This window comes from Streptomyces sp. NBC_01116 (genome assembly GCF_041435495.1).
Classification (GTDB): Bacteria; Actinomycetota; Actinomycetes; order Streptomycetales; family Streptomycetaceae; genus Streptomyces.
In genome coordinates this window covers 23,720-37,625 of record NZ_CP108645.1, presented here as the reverse complement: position 1 = coordinate 37,625, position 13,906 = coordinate 23,720, and the positions used below count along the sequence as shown (strand labels likewise).

Below are 13,906 nucleotides of genomic sequence, written 5' to 3'. Positions count from 1 at the left end.
CTGGTCAACAAGAAAGAAGCTCGGGTTCAAACTTGGTTGCGTTCTCCGCCCGCCACGGGCGTACGAGGGGCCGTGGAGAGGGGGCAGCGCAACTGCTGTGGGTGGTGCGCGCAAAGGGCCGGCACGGGGACCTCGTCGTTCGTCACCCGGCATCCCGCCAGTTGAGGCGGGCATCCACATAGCTCTCTGCGGTAGTGCTCTTCGGTTGTGGGTGGTGCAGGGGACCGAGGTTCCGGCTCCCTCATCCGGCCGCGTGCTAGACGGCGTCCGGGTGGGGGAGCCGGGTCCGTGAAGACCCGGCTGGAGCTAGGCCGCGAGAGGCATGGGCTCCGTGGCGGTGACGGGCGGCGTGATGCGCAGCTGCTCGGCGTAGGGGAGAAGGACGTCGACCAGGCGCTCGCGCACCAACTCGGTGGTGGTCGGATCGACGGCGACGATGTCGCGGGCGGCGAGCATGCGGTTCTCGCGGGCAGCGATCGCGGCGATGGCGGCGGTGATGTCCAGGCCGTCCAGCCGCTCGTGGGGGAGGGGGCCGGCCTCGTACATCTCCAGCGGTGTACCGAAGGCGACGTCCAGGTCGAGGTCGGCAAAGTCGGGGAGCGGCACTTCGACGGCCTCCAGGAGCGCGAGCGTCTCCGCGTCGGAGGTCTCGGTGGTAAGGCTGGCGGCGGGGCGGCTGGTGGTGTTCATGAGGTGGTGCTCCCTTCGGAGGTGCTGAGCTCGGGAGGCGTCCCGATGGCGTGTGGGCAGGGCGAAGCAGCACCTCTTCGGCGCCCGCCCGGACCTCGTTACCGAGGTTCGGTGCGTCTTCAGTACACCTATCCTCGTTAACGATGTCAAGAAGTACGTTAACGAGGTACGCTCGCCCGGTGGCTGCCTCACACACCGGGGTGCCCTGCCGGTTCCTCGATAGCCAGCGGCCGTAGGATCGCTAACGAGGTAGGGAGATGCATGGCGAAGGACACGGGCGAACAGCGGCCCAAGTACCAGCGGATTGCCGACGACCTGAAAGCGGCGATCGAGTCCGGCGCGTACGGCCCCGGCGATCGGCTGCCGGGGGAGAGCGCACTTGCCGCCAAGTACGAGGTCGCTGTGCTTACCGCCCGCCAGGCGCTGAAGATCCTGCGGATCGAAGGCTTGGTGGAGACGAAGAAGGGTGCCGGCGCTCGAGTCATCGAGTTCCGCCCGATCCGGCGTCACGGCATCCAGCGGCTCGCACGCGAGCAGTGGGGCGCTGGCAAGTCCATCTGGTCCGCCGACGAGGAACGCCCGGTCACGATCGATGTCCGCGTGGACACCGTGGCCGCGCCCGCACACATCGCCCGGATGCTGGACATTGAGGAGGGCGAACTCCTCTGCGCTCGGTCCCGACGCTTCGTGCTGGCTGACAGGCCCGTCATGCTCGCTACCTCGTACCTGCCTCTCAGCCTGGCCGAAGGCACAGCGATCATGCGCGTAGACACCGGCGAGGGCGGCACGTACGCCCGGCTCGCTGAGCTCGGGCACGCGCCCGCTCACTTCCGCGAAGAGATCCGGTGCCGCCTGCCCATCGCTGGGGAGGCCAAAGGGCTGGCCATGCCCCTGGAGCGTCCGGTCATCAAGCTGTGTCGCACCGCCTTCGACGCCGGGCTTGAGGCCGTCGAAGTGAACGAGATGACCATGGACAGCGCGGCCTACGTGCTGGAGTACGCGTTCGATGCCTAAGCGGCTCAGCTCGTCCATGTCGTGCCCCCTGATGACTGGTCGTCTTGTGGGGGCCATCACACTCGCGAGCGCCGCTCCGCAACATCACAAAGCCTTGTCGAAGCTCGTGCACACCCGTGTTCACGGGTTTTCAACATCTACGTACACATGGGATTTGGAGCGTGAGCTCTAGGCTCGCGGCCATGACGATGACGGAGGAGCAGAGGGTGGGGAAGCAGCGAGCAGGGTGGAGGCCAGACCGGCTCCGGGAGCAGCGTGAGGCCCACGGCCTGACCCTGGAGAAGGCTGGCGAGCGTCTTCGGGCGGTTGCCGAGCAAGCGAAGCTCAAGGGCATCCCCGCCGCAAATCCTCAGACCCTATGGCAGCACGAGCAGGGCGAGGTCTTCCCCGGCCCCCACTACCGGCGGGCCTACTGCCTCCTCTACCGGGCCACTGAACCTGACTTGGGATTCCGTACGGCCCTGCCCGGTGAGGAGTCCTCCTTCAAGCTCACGCCGCTGGACGACCGCCTTAACGGATCACACGTCCTGGCTGTTGAGCGCGCTATCCACCGCATCGCGCCGGGCTCGGACGAGGCTGACCACTTCGACCTGCAGCAGCGGATCATCGATGCGTGGAAGCGTCGGCACACGGGCGGAGACCCTCACCGTCCGGTGCTCATCCTGGTCGGCGGCTTCGCCGGCAGTGGAAAGACCGAGCTCGCCCGCTTTTTCGTCCAGCTCACCGGCTGGCCGCTGCTCGACAAGGACCCGCTCACCCGCCCGCTCGTTGAGCGCCTCCTCGTCGCCCTGGGCGGCGACGCGAACGACAGGCACACCGACCTCTACCGCGAGCAAGTCCGGCCGGTGGAGTACGACTGCCTGATGCAGTCGGCCATGGCCAACATCAGGTGCGGCATCTCCACCGTGCTCACCGCACCGTTCATTGCGGAGATGACCGACCCGGCCTGGATGCAGCGCCTGACCAACCGGGCCGGCTCCATGGGCGTCGACGTCTTCCCCGTGTGGGTGCGTTGCGACGAAGAATCGATGCGCGAATACATCGGATTCCGGTCCGCGGCCCGCGATGCGTGGAAGCTGGCGCGCTGGGACGAGTACATAGCGACCATCGACCTAGACCTGCGCCCTGCGGTGCCGCACCTGGTGGTGGACAACCGGCTGGGCACAGCGGTGACGCTCGCAGACCAGGCCCGGCAGGCGATGGGAGCGATGTACACGTGACCCCGAAACTGGGCGTGATCCTGTACGGCCCGCCGGCATCAGGCAAGGACACTGTCACCACCGCGCTCACCGAGCTGGACCCGAAGTACGCGCAGTTCGCGCGGCTCAAGGTGGGGACGGGTAAGGCCACCGGCTACCGAATGGGCACACCCGAGCAGCTGCACGAGCTGGAGTCCGTAGGCGACGTCGTCTACGCGAACTCCCGGTATGGCAACACGTACGCGATCGACCGGCCTGGCGTCGACGCGGCGTTCGCGGCCGGGGTGCCGGTGATGCACCTCGGGCAGATCGACGGCATTCGCGCGCTGGTCGACGGCTACCCGGCCGACTGGTCGGTGGTGCTGCTGTGGTGCCCGCGCGAGGTGACCGCGCAGCGGTCGGCGGGGCGCGGCGACAGCGACACCGCAGCACGCCTGGCGGCGTGGGACGCGACCCGTGCAGACCTAGACGCGCACCCGGGTGCGACCTGGGACCTGACCGTGGACACCACGGCGGCGGCCCCGCAGGACGCGGCTCGACTCATCGACCAGCTGCTGGCGCAGCGGGCGGGGGCGGCGTCGGTATGACCGTGGGCTACGGGTGGGCGAGTCGGTCTAGGTGTATTGCCCAGTGAGGTTGGGGACGCGGCTGGCGGGTGGTTTGCCTGCGAGTGCGGTGTGTCCGCGGTGGTGATTGTAGGTGTGCAGCCAGGCAGGGTAGGCGTCGCGTCGTTCCTGTTCTGACCGGTAGGCGCGGGCGTAGGCCCACTCGTCCAGGAGCGTGCGGTTGAGGCGTTCGACCTTGCCGTTGGTCTGGGGCCGGTAGGGCCGGGTTCGCTTGTGGGTGATCCCGGCCGCCGCCAGCACATCGCGCCAGGCGTGGGACTTGTAGCAGGCGCCGTTATCGGTCAGGACCCGCTCGACGGTGATCCCGACGCTGGTGAAGTAGGCGTGTGCACGTGTCCAGAAGGCGGTGGCGGTCTCCTTCTTCTCGTCGGCGTGGATCTCGCTGTAGGCGAGGCGGGAGTGGTCGTCGACGGCGGTGTGGATGTAGCTGTAGCCGGCGTTCTTGCGATTCTTGCGGCCGGCCTGGCGGCCGAGGGTCTTGTGGCCGCCGCCGTCGGGGATGTTTCCCAGCTTCTTGATGTCGACGTGGACGAGTTCGCCGGGCCGGTCGCGTTCGTAGCGGCGTATGACGGTCCCGGTGACCCGGTCGAGGTGTGCGAGGCGGGCCAGGCCGAAGCGGGTCAGCACGCGATGGACGGTGGAGGCGGGCAGGTTCAGCAGGCCCGCGATGCGAGCCGGCCCCCAGCGGCGGGTAATGCGGACCTTGATGATCCGGCGTTCGGTGCGGGTCGGGGTGCGGCGGGGGCTGCGGTGCGGACGGCAGGAACGGTCGCTCATGCCGGCCTGGCCCATGGCCCGGTAGCGGGCGGCCCACCGCTGGGCAGTGGTGGGCGAGACCTGGAAGCGTTCGGCGGCCCGGCGCAGAGGCCAGCCGTCCTCGACCACGCAGCGGGCCAGACGCAGGCGTCCGGTCTCGGTCAAGGGTGCATTACGGTGGGGCATGAGGGCCTTCTGATCGTTTGGTGGAGATGTCGCAATCCACACCGAACCCGGAAGGTCCTCACCCGTTCAAGACCCCTCAGCCGAGACCTGCCTCACCCGTCCACAACCTCCCTGGACAGAACATCTAGGGCGTCGGTGAGCGTGAGCGCGCTGTCGTCCTTGACCTCATGCCACCGTGCCAGCGTGGACGCGGCCGCGCGCAGCATCTCCGGGGGAAGGCCGGCGGCCGCGAGGGCGTCGGCGGCTTCCTCGAGCTCCGGCCCCCAGCGCCAGGCGCGGGCTGCGGTCTTGGCGACGTACTGCGGCTCGGACAGGTACGAGTCGGTGCGCCGTGAGGCGACCTCGATGAGCTCCTGGTCGACGCCGTGCTCGCGCGCCATCCCGACCGCAAGCGCCACCAGCACCCGCGAGGTCTTCTGGAAGCTGGCGTACGACAGCTTCAGCGCGGACGCCTTCCCCACCTCCGTGCCCAGCACCGAAGTCTGGACGGCGGTGTCCGTGAACAGCGCCTCGATGCGGGCGGTCGCGTCAGCGGGCCCGGACAGATACAGGGTCGGCGCCTTGCCTCCGACCGGCGGGGAACCGACTACGCCGCCGTCCACGACGGTCGCGGTCGGTGCGAGCAGGGCGGCGGTTCGCTGCACGCGCGTGGGATTGATGGCGTTCGCCTCCACGTACACCCCGGCGAAGCGGTGCTCGGCGACGTCGCGGGCCAGGTCCTCGGCAAAGGCCGGCGGGCAGAGGCTGATGACAATGTCGCTGCGGTCCAGCAGTTCGGCCAACGCGACCACCGGTGTCAGGCCGAACTGGGCGGCGCGCGCCGCCGACGCGGTGCTGCGCCCCGTCTCGCACCAGAGGACCGCGGTCGCGTTGGTCGCGGCGCAGGCGGCGACGGCGGCGCCCATGCTGCCGGGGTGGAGGATACCGACAGTCGGCTGGTCCACAGTGCTACTCCGAGTTCTCGTTGAGCAGGATGGTGATGGCGTCGGTGACGTCGTCGACGACGTGGTGCGCGGCGGGAAGTCCGTCAGGCCAGGGGCGTCCGCGCAGCCAGATAGTGCGCAGGCCAGCCTGGTGGCCACCGCCGATGTCTCCGGTCGGGTTGTCACCGACCATCCAGCCGCCATCCGCGAGGTTCACGCCGCAATGGGCGGCTGCGAGTTGGAAGAGGCGCAGGTCCGGCTTGCGGACCTCCAGGTCGCCCGAGACCGCAAGGCCGTCGACCAGGACGTCGAGGCCGGTCGCGGCGAGTTTGGCGCGCTGGATGTCACCGGCCCCGTTGGTGATGATGCCGATCGTCCAGGCAGCCGCGCGCAGGCGGACCAGGCCCTCGATGACCTCGGGGCGGCAAGTGACGGCGGACGACATGAGGTCGACGTACTCCTCCCACAGGTCCGCAGCCGACGCCTTCAGGGTGAAGGCGTTCCGCAGCCGGGCGAAGTCGTTGACGGTCGCGCGGTCGGCCAGCTCGATGCGCAGCCACCGCTCGGCGTCTGGGGAGAGCGCGCGGGAGCGGCACAGGAAGGTCAACGCGTCGCTGAGCGCCGCCTGTCGGTCGGTCAGCGTGCCGTCCAGATCGAAAAGCGCGAGTCGGTGCACGGTCCCGGACCTTACCGGGCGTCGGGCGCATCGCCGTTCACGGCAGCAGCGCACCCCCACTCCGGATCAAATGGTGTATGTTTCGGAGATCCATCGATCACGGGAGCCTGCGCTATGTCCGACCCGGACCGCCTGAAGCGGGTTGATGCCCTGCTGGACGGCCTGGACGACGTCCTGCCACCGCCGCGCGTGCGCGCTCAGCTGCGCCTCGCCGCGAACCTCACGCAGCAGGACGTCGCGGACGCGGTCGGTGTGAAGCGCCTCGCCGTCGTGCGTTGGGAGCTGGGGAAGAGCAACCCTCGGCGTCCGCAGCGCACTGCCTACATTCACCTGCTCAAGCGCCTCGCGGAGCGTTTCCCCGAAGCCGCTGAGCTGGATGAGGGCATGCCGACGCCGGCCTCCGAAGGGGGGTCGGGATGACCTAGTGGCCATCGGTCGCGCGCGCCAGGAAGCGGACTACCAATCCGCTGGCCGCACGGCCCGTCTACCGACCGGCGTACCGCCGTGTCGGTCGCTCAGGTCCCAGTTCGCGCTGGTCCTGAGCCGCGGCTCACTGAGCCGCTCATTTCTTATTCGGCCCCTTACCAGGGCCACCCACCACCGGCCGCTTACCACGGCCACCACAGCCACAGATCAGCACCGCTGGTGTTACTGCGGAGCCCCCACCACAGGGGCTTCGCGGTCCACCGGCCAAACGAAGGAAGAGAGGTGATCTCTACTCGCCTGACCGGTGTCCAACCTCATCTGCACATCCAGACCGGGCCCGAGGGCTCTGGTATGTCCGCGCATCTGAAAGCTGGTCAACGTCATAGTGCCCGATCTCCCGGTTTATGAAAAGCCGACCCATGTCCATTTCGATCCGGTTTGGGTGTCCGAATCTTCCCGTGTGACGGGATCGGTCGTCGATTCGTCAGGCTTTGCACCTTGTGCGCCGCAGAGGTTTTCGGCGGCATACCGGTCAGTCACCCGGTATAGCGGTGGTGCCCTGTGAGCGCGGGCGCGGCGTCGGCCACCGTGCTGGACGTCCCGCTGCCTGAGGACGTCGACAACTCGGTCGACGAGCTGCGGGCAGGGCTTCCCGGGCAGCGGACCGCGCTGCGGTCGGTGCCGGCATCCGAGCAGACGGGCGACCGCTCGGAGAACCCGCTGCGTCTGGGCCGGAGGATGCGGTTGCGGCTGCGGGACGCGCTCCAGGCGCTGCTGGCGGATCCGTCGATCGCGGGACAGCCGGACGTGGCGAGGCTCGCCGCGGTGGTGCTGTACGCGAAGTCGCGGGCGCCGAAGGGCGGCAAGTACGACAACGTGACGTCGATCTGGGTCGCGGAGCTGGGCCGGTGGATGGGTGTGGGGGAGTCCACGGTCCACCGCCGGGGACTGGCCCCGTTGAAGAAGTCTGGTGGGCTGCGTACCGAGGTGGTACCGGACGCGCAGGGGCATCCGACCGGGCTGAGGTGCCTGGTGATGCCGTTGTGGAATGCCCGCAAGGGCGGGGGAGCGGGACACCCGCTGGCGTTGTCGAAGGTGGAGCTGGCGACGCTGCTGCATCTCATCGAGGCGCTGTTCGGGCACGGCTGGGCTCCGGAGGGCAAGGAGCCGACGCCGCCGGGGCTGCTGGCGGCCCGCAAGGGTCGCGGGGCTGCGACGGACCGGCTCGGACTGCTGCTGATGGTGCTGAATACCGGGTCGTCGGGCTGGCTGCAGCTGCGCGGTGGCTCGGTGAAGAAGCGCGAGGGCCGCGGGGCGGCGACGATGGCGCGGCTGCTGGGCTGCTCGCCGGCGGGCGGGAAGAAGGTGCTGGCGCGGCTGACGGAGGCCGGTGTCGCCGCTCATGGACGGAAGGGGACCGGCACGGGGATGGACGGTAGGGGCCGGGTCATGGTCCTGCCGGTGGCCCGCGCGTACGGCCGGGACCTGGCTGTTGTGGAGGCCGCTCAGAGCTCCGAAGCCGTGTTTTCGGCCCGTCCCGCTGGTGCAGGCGGAGATCTTGCTCCGGCCGTGGAGGCCGGGGCCCTTGGGGCGTCTGGGGAGTCGGAGGCTGAGAGGGCCTCCGAGGCGGAGATTCCGGCGCGTTCCACTGGTGCAGAGCTCCACACAGTCCACGCTTCTGTGGTTACTCCGGTAGTTCCTCCGCGGCTTGATTGTGGTTTTTCCGGCGAAGGCCGTGGGGGTGAAGGCCGTCGGCCGGAGCGCGTGTGCGTGCGCGAGGACCAGGACGTCGACGGCGAGACCGCCGCTGCCGGGACCGGGTCGCCGGTGGCGGCGGGCGGCCCGCTTCGCGGGGAAAAGCCGAAGGAGTCCCCGGTCGATGAGCGGGTGGAGAAGCGTGCTGCCGGGGCTGGGGCAGGTGGCCGTCCGAAGGCTGTGGGTGGTGGAAAGGCGCAGCAGCAGCGGAGGGTGGGCCTTCCGGCTGATCTTGGTCTGCGGGTGGCTCTGGGGCCGGTGTCGTGGCTGTGGGCGGGGCTGTCCGGCTGGCAGCAGGACCAGGTGGCGGCGGCAGCGAAGGCGGAGCTTTCGCAGATGGCGGGTCTGGGCGTGGCAGCGGAGCGAGCGCCGCGGCTGCTGGCCGACCGGCTCACCGGCCGCCTGGAGGAAACCGGCGGCGAGGCCCTGATCAAAAAGCCGTTCGGGTGGCTGATCGGCCGGGGCCTGGTGCGGCGGCCGTCGTGCTCGGACCGGCGCTGCGACGACGGGACCCGCTTGGACACCGGCGGCGAGTGCGGGAACTGTGGCAACGTGGTCCACCTCCGGCGCGCTCGCCGTGCTCGGACCGTTGCGGAGATCGACCGGGAGCTGCCCCACCTGGGCGACGACGAGCGCCGCCGCGTCCTCGAGGAGCGGCTGCGCGAACACGCTGCTGCCGAGGCGCAGGACCTCGTGTGGCGGCAGGAGCAGGCCCGTGCGGAGAAGGCCCGGCGTGCTGCGGTCCGTGCGGCTGACCAGGAGCGGGCCAAGGACGAGCGTGCGGCCGCGGCTGCCGCTGAGACGGTCCGTCAGGCGCTGGCGTGCGAGGACTGCGGGCAGCAGCAGGCCGGCGGGTTGTGCGAGGCGTGCGGCTACCGGCGCCGGACCGAGACCCTGACGGTGGAGACCGGGCTGCTCGCCGCGACCTGGGCGGCCGTACTGGACGACCGGGACGACATCGACGCCGTCACCGCCGGTGTCCGGGCGTCGCTGGAAGCCGATATCAAGCACACCCAGCGCGAGTTCCTTGACCCGGTGCAGCCGGGCGAGCTCGACACGGACCCGACCGGTGCAGCAGCGGTGCTGGCCTTCGCCGCGCTCCAGACGGTGGAAGCGGCGCTGTCGGACTACCGCAGCAACGCCCTGGAGCGGCTCGGGCGGACCGAGGAAGCCGAAGCGGAGGCCCGCCGGGCGTTCCTCACCGAGCAGGGGCGGCGCTGGTTCCGGCACAACCCGACCGGTGCGGACGCCATCGCGGCGGCGACGAAGGCCGCCGCCACCGCCCGGGAGCGCGCTGCCGAGTACCTGCTCACGACGCGGCTGAAGCAGCTGCGCGAGCAGACCGCCGCCCGGACCGAACAGGCCCCGGCCGTGCCGTGGACGGACCGGCTGCCCGAGCTCGCCGCCCGCCCGCTGCACACCGACACGGCCGGGGCGGTGATCGCATGACCACCGAGCCGGAGCTGAGAGGCGTCGACCTCGCACGCCAGGCCCTGCTCGCGGCCCGGGAAGCGGCGAGGAAGAGCGGTGCCACCCGGCAGAAGCCGAAGCGGCGCACCACCACCGTCGTACGGCGCGACGGCCGTGAGCCGCTCGGGCTGGGCAGCGCGATCAGCATGATGATGACCGAGCGCGGCATGGCCGCCCCGGCCGCCGGCGGAGGCGTCCTCGCCGAATTCGACACCATCCTCACCGCGGTTGTGCCCGAACTCGCCGGGCGCGTGAAGGCCGTGGCCTTCGACGCGGAGACCGGCCGCCTGGACGTCACCCCCGACCTTCCGGCAGCCGGGACGCAGCTGCGCTGGAGCGCCCCGAAGCTGATCGCGGCGGCCAACAAGGCGGTGCCCAGCGCGAACGTCCGCGCCCTGCACATCCTGACACCCGCACCCATGAAGGCCAGCCCCGCCACGGCGGCCGCCGAACCGGCCCCGCAGCCGACCGCACCCGCCGCACCGATGCACCGCGCGGATCCGCCGGAGGGCTACCGCGAGACCATCGCCGCCCACCGCGCCACCTGGAACACCACCCAGCAGCACACCAACCCCGAGATCCAGGCGGCCGCCGAACGGCAGCTCCGGGAACGGCTCCGGGAACCGGAGGAGTGCTTCGCCGACGGCCGTCAGGCCCTCCAGGATCTCCGCGTCAAAGCAGCAGCCCAGCAACGTACCCGGCCGAGCGACGTGTCCCGGGCGCGGGCGCTGCACCGCCTCGCCGCCGAACGCTCCGGGCTGGCCACCATCACCTCGGCGGCGGCCGCACCCGAGCGTCTGGACCGTACGGCGTGAGGTCAGGATCTCGCGCCAACGGGCTCTGCCGGCGCATGGACTCCTGAGTTCGGTGACCGAGGTATAGGGCCAGCTGGCGAATGCAAGGATCGAGGCCAGGTGGCCGCGAAGGTGAAGGAGACCCACGACGATGCCGAAGAATCGCAAGAAGGACCGCAGGGCGCCTCGGAAGCAAACCCCGGTCCGGACCGCTCCCGCCCAGCACGCGGGCCTCGGGCTGGTGGACTGGGACGACGCCCCGCAGGAGGACCTCGACATGCCCGAGGTCATGGCTGAACGATTCCCCACTCCTGCCGACGGGGTGAAGGCTGTACAGGCTGGCGAGCCCGTGGAGTGGACGGGCAGCATCGACGGGTCGACGATGCGCCATCGTGTCCTCCTGGCCGACGACGGTACCGCCGCCGTTGAACAGGCCGTCTTCGTCGGCGGCTCACTTGAGGAGCTCCTGCTGTGTGCCTGGCACCAGGCCGGGGAACAGAGGCGGGATGCGCTGGAGGCCGGAGTCCTCGCCGCCCTGGACGACCTTCACACGGTGATCCGGCCGGTCCTGGAGGCTGAGATCCGCAAGGTTCGTCCCGACTACACCGCCGCTGTTCCGCAGCCCTTCCGGGAGGAGCCGGAACCGCACGGGCCGGGCCTGCCGGTGTTCGGATGGCGCCTTCTCCACCCGGTCGGCCCGGACACCACGTGGGAGGACACCCGCGATACCGCTGCCTGGAACACTTCCCAGACCATGGTCAGCTGGCTCGGCTACTACGACCATGTCCCCGAGCTCCAGCAGGCCGGACTTGCCGACCTGCTGCGCAAGCACGATGTTCCCGTCGTGCTCTGTGCGGATTGCGGCCAACCCATCACCGACCGCCACCCGCGTTGGACCGGTGTCTGGGTCACTCCCGACAGTGAGCACGGCCCTGTGTGCGGAGAGCCCCACGCCGCTCCCGCCGCTGCGGAGCCTCTGCTCGGTACGCTCACCGACCAGGACTGCGGCGGCCCGCACCGCCCCGCCTGAGAACACGGCCCTGCTGCTCGCGTGCCTGCCGTCGGTGCTGGACCCAGCCGTCCAGCGACAGCGTTTGACGATGACTTGCGGCGGCAGTTGGTGATCGACCTCGTCGAGGTCCTCTCCGGCACCGGGCACGAAGCAGATCTCGTATCCGTCAGGTCTGACTCTGTAGAAGGGGCCGTCTCACATGCTCACTCCGTAGCGCTCTGTCTCACGCCGCCTTCATCAACAAGCCGGACGGCCGACCAATACACCACGCACCCCTTGAGGGCGCAGCGGGTTAAAAACAAGCTCGGATATGGCGGTCCGAGGGCCGCCGGGGGCGAGCGGACATCAAGCCGGGGCGGGTACGGTCTCGCCGGGCGGCTGGCGGAAGTCGGCACCCTGCTCGACCGGCATCAGCCGGCGACCACCCGCCTGGGCAGGTACGGGAGGGTGGGAAGCGGGCTCGGTTCAGGTTTCGCCGGCTGATCCAGTCACAGCGTCTCTCAGGACCCGGGCGGCCGTCTCTTCCGTTGGCAGTGCGTGTCCAGATAGGCGGTGGACCATGACCCAGGTGCCGTCGTCCATGGCACCTGCGAAGACGGAGGCGCCTCGGGTGGCACCGTCGTGCCAGTGGAGCCGTCCGGTCGTCTGCCAGGATGGCGCCGGTTCGCCCAGGCGTCTTTCGACGAGCAGCCTGGTGACGAGGTGGGCGGTATCACGAGGGGTCGCCCACAGCCCTCCTGCCGGGAGGATCGCGCCGCTCATGGTCCAGGGGCGTAAGCGCCGGCCCAGGAAGCCGCGTCCAGCCAGTTGGTTGTCCGGTGGTGGGTTCGAGGTGATCGCGGTGAGGCCCAGGGGCGCGAGCACATGTTCATGGAGCAGTTCCTCGTACTCCGCCCGCGCTGCCGAGGCGAGGGCGGCGCCCAGGAGGGCGTAGCCGAGGTTGGAGTACTCCGCTTCCCGGCCGGGGCTGCCTGTGGTGAAGGAGTCGAGGTTCCGTACTACTGAGTCCAGGGCTCCGGCGTCGAAGTCGGCGTAGGGGTCGGTTCTGCGTAGGCGGGGGGGGGATGCGGGGGAGGGCCGCGGTGTGTTCCGCGAGGTGTCTCAGGGTGATGCCGGTCCCGGCGGGGGCGGGAAGGAACTGTTCGAGGGGGTCGTCCATCTGGAGGGTTCCGGTGGAGGCCAGCTGGGCGAGGAGGGTTCCGGTCAGTGGCTTGGTGAGCGAGCCGATCTGGACGAAACGGTCGAGGTCGTGGCCGTGGCTGACCTGCGGCGTGTGGGAACTGCTGAGTATGCAGAGGGGTACTTGGGGCATGGGGGGTGCTTGTGCTTTCAGTTGTGGGGGCGGGGCACGGCGCAGGCTGCTGTACCGCCCGGCATCCGATGCCGGTTCCTGGCCACCCACCGGTAGATCAGGTTCGCCGCCGGGCGGATCAGGGGGAGCCGCAGGAACCGTCCGACGCCCCGGTAGGCGCGGGCTGGGGAAGATGCGAGAAGACCGGCCAGGGCGGCGACCCCGCCGGCGCGTACTCGGTCTCCGTCCAAGAGGAGAACTTCCCGGTCCAGGCGTTCCAGGTGCGGTTCGGTCAGCTCTGGTGGAAGCATCTGCCAGGCGACCGCCGCTGTGCGGGGGTTGGTCCGCAGCTGGATCTGCCGGACAGCGGCCTGGCAGAAGCCGCAGTCACCGTCGAAGGCGAGCACGGTGCGTCCTTCTGCGTCACTGGTCGCGGTGTTGTTCATGACGTGCCCTTCATCGCTGGGCCGTTCTCGGGGTGTGGAAGCGCCGGCGGGTACGTGGGTCTCACATCAAGGGTGACATCCAGTCTTCGAGGACTGCTTCGCGCTCATGGGAGTGCAGGACGTCGGACGGCTGGTTGTCCTGCCACCACTGCGTCAGCAGGGCTGGTGTGGCGCTGCCCCGCACGAAGTGGGAGAGCAGACCGAGCGAGAGGTCGACCTCTCGCTGGGTGTACGCGGTGGCCGCGCCGGAGAAGACCGGCGTTTCGACGCGCTGGTCGTCCCGGGCGCACACCACTGCGGTCATCATCGACGGGCCGCCGGGGCCCCAGGCGTTCAGTGCTGCGGCGACGACGCTCGTCACTCGGGTCGCCCACCGGGCGGCGGATGAACGGACCGGAACATCCAGGACTTGCAGGTCTGCGATATCGGTCCAGGGCCATGTTTGTTGCTGGACGCCTTCACCGATCGAGAGCCGGGCCGGGAAGAGGAATACGCCGGGGTCCTCCTCGGTCGGAGGCGAGCCCAGGCACACCCTGTCCTGTTCTATCCAGAACAGGCCGATCATGCACCCTTGCCGGTTGGGCCCGGCGTCCTGGGGCGATGGCGTTTCCATTCTTCAACTCCGTTTCTCGGTCACGGACG

General features: G+C 69.8%; 15 protein-coding genes. 7 read left to right on the top strand and 8 right to left on the bottom strand.

Annotated features, from left to right (window positions below; translation table 11 throughout):
* Positions 1 to 306: 306 nt before the first annotated feature.
* Positions 307 to 690: a hypothetical protein gene (locus OG245_RS37455; RefSeq protein WP_331745288.1), complete on the bottom strand. Its 384-nt coding sequence runs from the start codon at positions 688 to 690 to the stop codon at positions 307 to 309.
* 261 nt (positions 691 to 951) lie between these two features.
* Between OG245_RS37455 and OG245_RS37450 the strand changes: the two genes are divergently transcribed.
* The 3 genes from OG245_RS37450 to OG245_RS37440 all read left to right on the top strand — a co-directional run bounded on the left by OG245_RS37450 (position 952) and on the right by OG245_RS37440 (position 3,490).
* On the top strand, positions 952 to 1,704 hold the full coding sequence (locus OG245_RS37450) for a GntR family transcriptional regulator (RefSeq protein WP_030593793.1): 753 nt from the start codon (positions 952 to 954) through the stop codon (positions 1,702 to 1,704).
* Between the two features lie 182 nt (positions 1,705 to 1,886).
* A complete protein-coding gene (locus tag OG245_RS37445; protein ID WP_030593794.1) occupies positions 1,887 to 2,924 on the top strand; it encodes an AAA family ATPase in 1,038 nt (345 codons plus the stop codon).
* A complete protein-coding gene (locus tag OG245_RS37440) occupies positions 2,921 to 3,490 on the top strand; it encodes a guanylate kinase (RefSeq protein WP_030593796.1) in 570 nt (189 codons plus the stop codon). Before OG245_RS37445 ends, OG245_RS37440 begins: the two co-directional genes overlap by 4 nt.
* A 27-nt stretch (positions 3,491 to 3,517) precedes the next feature.
* Here the strand turns inward: OG245_RS37440 and OG245_RS37435 are convergent, their stop codons facing one another.
* The 3 genes from OG245_RS37435 to OG245_RS37425 all read right to left on the bottom strand — a co-directional run bounded on the left by OG245_RS37435 (position 3,518) and on the right by OG245_RS37425 (position 6,070).
* Positions 3,518 to 4,471: an IS481 family transposase gene (locus tag OG245_RS37435; protein WP_331745282.1), complete on the bottom strand. Its 954-nt coding sequence runs from the start codon at positions 4,469 to 4,471 to the stop codon at positions 3,518 to 3,520.
* A gap of 92 nt (positions 4,472 to 4,563) precedes the next feature.
* The gene (locus tag OG245_RS37430; RefSeq protein WP_331745280.1) at positions 4,564 to 5,415 is read right to left on the bottom strand and encodes a DUF1932 domain-containing protein; all 852 of its coding nucleotides are present in this window, start codon (positions 5,413 to 5,415) and stop codon (positions 4,564 to 4,566) included.
* 4 nt (positions 5,416 to 5,419) lie between these two features.
* Positions 5,420 to 6,070 carry an HAD family hydrolase gene (locus OG245_RS37425; RefSeq protein ID WP_124266602.1) on the bottom strand — a complete coding sequence of 217 codons (651 nt, stop codon included), beginning with the start codon at positions 6,068 to 6,070 and terminating at the stop codon, positions 5,420 to 5,422.
* Positions 6,071 to 6,184: 114 nt separating this feature from the next.
* On the opposite strand from OG245_RS37425, the gene OG245_RS37420 reads away from it, so the two are divergent.
* The 4 genes from OG245_RS37420 to OG245_RS37405 all read left to right on the top strand — a co-directional run bounded on the left by OG245_RS37420 (position 6,185) and on the right by OG245_RS37405 (position 11,545).
* On the top strand, positions 6,185 to 6,490 hold the full coding sequence (locus OG245_RS37420) for a helix-turn-helix transcriptional regulator (protein ID WP_124266601.1): 306 nt from the start codon (positions 6,185 to 6,187) through the stop codon (positions 6,488 to 6,490).
* Positions 6,491 to 7,057: 567 nt separating this feature from the next.
* Positions 7,058 to 9,700, top strand: a complete 2,643-nt coding sequence (locus OG245_RS37415) for a hypothetical protein (RefSeq protein WP_331745276.1) — start codon at positions 7,058 to 7,060, stop codon at positions 9,698 to 9,700.
* Entirely contained in the window at positions 9,697 to 10,536 is an 840-nt protein-coding gene (locus OG245_RS37410; protein ID WP_331745273.1) for a DUF721 domain-containing protein, read from the top strand. Before OG245_RS37415 ends, OG245_RS37410 begins: the two co-directional genes overlap by 4 nt.
* A gap of 130 nt (positions 10,537 to 10,666) precedes the next feature.
* A complete protein-coding gene (locus OG245_RS37405) occupies positions 10,667 to 11,545 on the top strand; it encodes a hypothetical protein (protein WP_331745270.1) in 879 nt (292 codons plus the stop codon).
* A gap of 447 nt (positions 11,546 to 11,992) precedes the next feature.
* Here OG245_RS37405 and OG245_RS37400 read toward each other — a convergent pair whose 3' ends face one another.
* The 4 genes from OG245_RS37400 to OG245_RS37385 all read right to left on the bottom strand — a co-directional run bounded on the left by OG245_RS37400 (position 11,993) and on the right by OG245_RS37385 (position 13,829).
* The gene (locus OG245_RS37400; RefSeq protein ID WP_331745442.1) at positions 11,993 to 12,451 is read right to left on the bottom strand and encodes a serine hydrolase; all 459 of its coding nucleotides are present in this window, start codon (positions 12,449 to 12,451) and stop codon (positions 11,993 to 11,995) included.
* A complete protein-coding gene (locus OG245_RS37395) occupies positions 12,396 to 12,839 on the bottom strand; it encodes a serine hydrolase domain-containing protein (RefSeq protein WP_331745268.1) in 444 nt (147 codons plus the stop codon). The genes OG245_RS37400 and OG245_RS37395 overlap by 56 nt, the downstream gene beginning before the upstream one ends.
* Before the next feature lie 17 nt (positions 12,840 to 12,856).
* On the bottom strand, positions 12,857 to 13,264 hold the full coding sequence (locus OG245_RS37390) for a DUF393 domain-containing protein (RefSeq protein ID WP_331745265.1): 408 nt from the start codon (positions 13,262 to 13,264) through the stop codon (positions 12,857 to 12,859).
* Between the two features lie 61 nt (positions 13,265 to 13,325).
* Positions 13,326 to 13,829 (bottom strand): hypothetical protein, encoded by a 504-nt coding sequence (locus OG245_RS37385; protein WP_331745263.1) that lies wholly within the window; start codon positions 13,827 to 13,829, stop codon positions 13,326 to 13,328.
* Positions 13,830 to 13,906 lie beyond the last annotated feature (77 nt).

Bases quoted from the DNA above. Each gene is read 5' to 3' on its own strand.
- OG245_RS37455 (WP_331745288.1), bottom strand. From the start codon at position 690: ATGAACACCACCAGCCGCCCCGCCGCCAGCCTTACCACCGAGACCTCC.
- OG245_RS37405 (WP_331745270.1), top strand. From the start codon at position 10,667: ATGCCGAAGAATCGCAAGAAGGACCGCAGGGCGCCTCGGAAGCAAACC.
- OG245_RS37445 (WP_030593794.1), top strand. From the start codon at position 1,887: ATGACGATGACGGAGGAGCAGAGGGTGGGGAAGCAGCGAGCAGGGTGG.
- OG245_RS37450 (WP_030593793.1), top strand. From the start codon at position 952: ATGGCGAAGGACACGGGCGAACAGCGGCCCAAGTACCAGCGGATTGCC.
- OG245_RS37410 (WP_331745273.1), top strand. From the start codon at position 9,697: ATGACCACCGAGCCGGAGCTGAGAGGCGTCGACCTCGCACGCCAGGCC.
- OG245_RS37390 (WP_331745265.1), bottom strand. From the start codon at position 13,264: ATGAACAACACCGCGACCAGTGACGCAGAAGGACGCACCGTGCTCGCC.
- OG245_RS37435 (WP_331745282.1), bottom strand. From the start codon at position 4,471: ATGCCCCACCGTAATGCACCCTTGACCGAGACCGGACGCCTGCGTCTG.
- OG245_RS37420 (WP_124266601.1), top strand. From the start codon at position 6,185: ATGTCCGACCCGGACCGCCTGAAGCGGGTTGATGCCCTGCTGGACGGC.
- OG245_RS37385 (WP_331745263.1), bottom strand. From the start codon at position 13,829: ATGATCGGCCTGTTCTGGATAGAACAGGACAGGGTGTGCCTGGGCTCG.
- OG245_RS37395 (WP_331745268.1), bottom strand. From the start codon at position 12,839: ATGCCCCAAGTACCCCTCTGCATACTCAGCAGTTCCCACACGCCGCAG.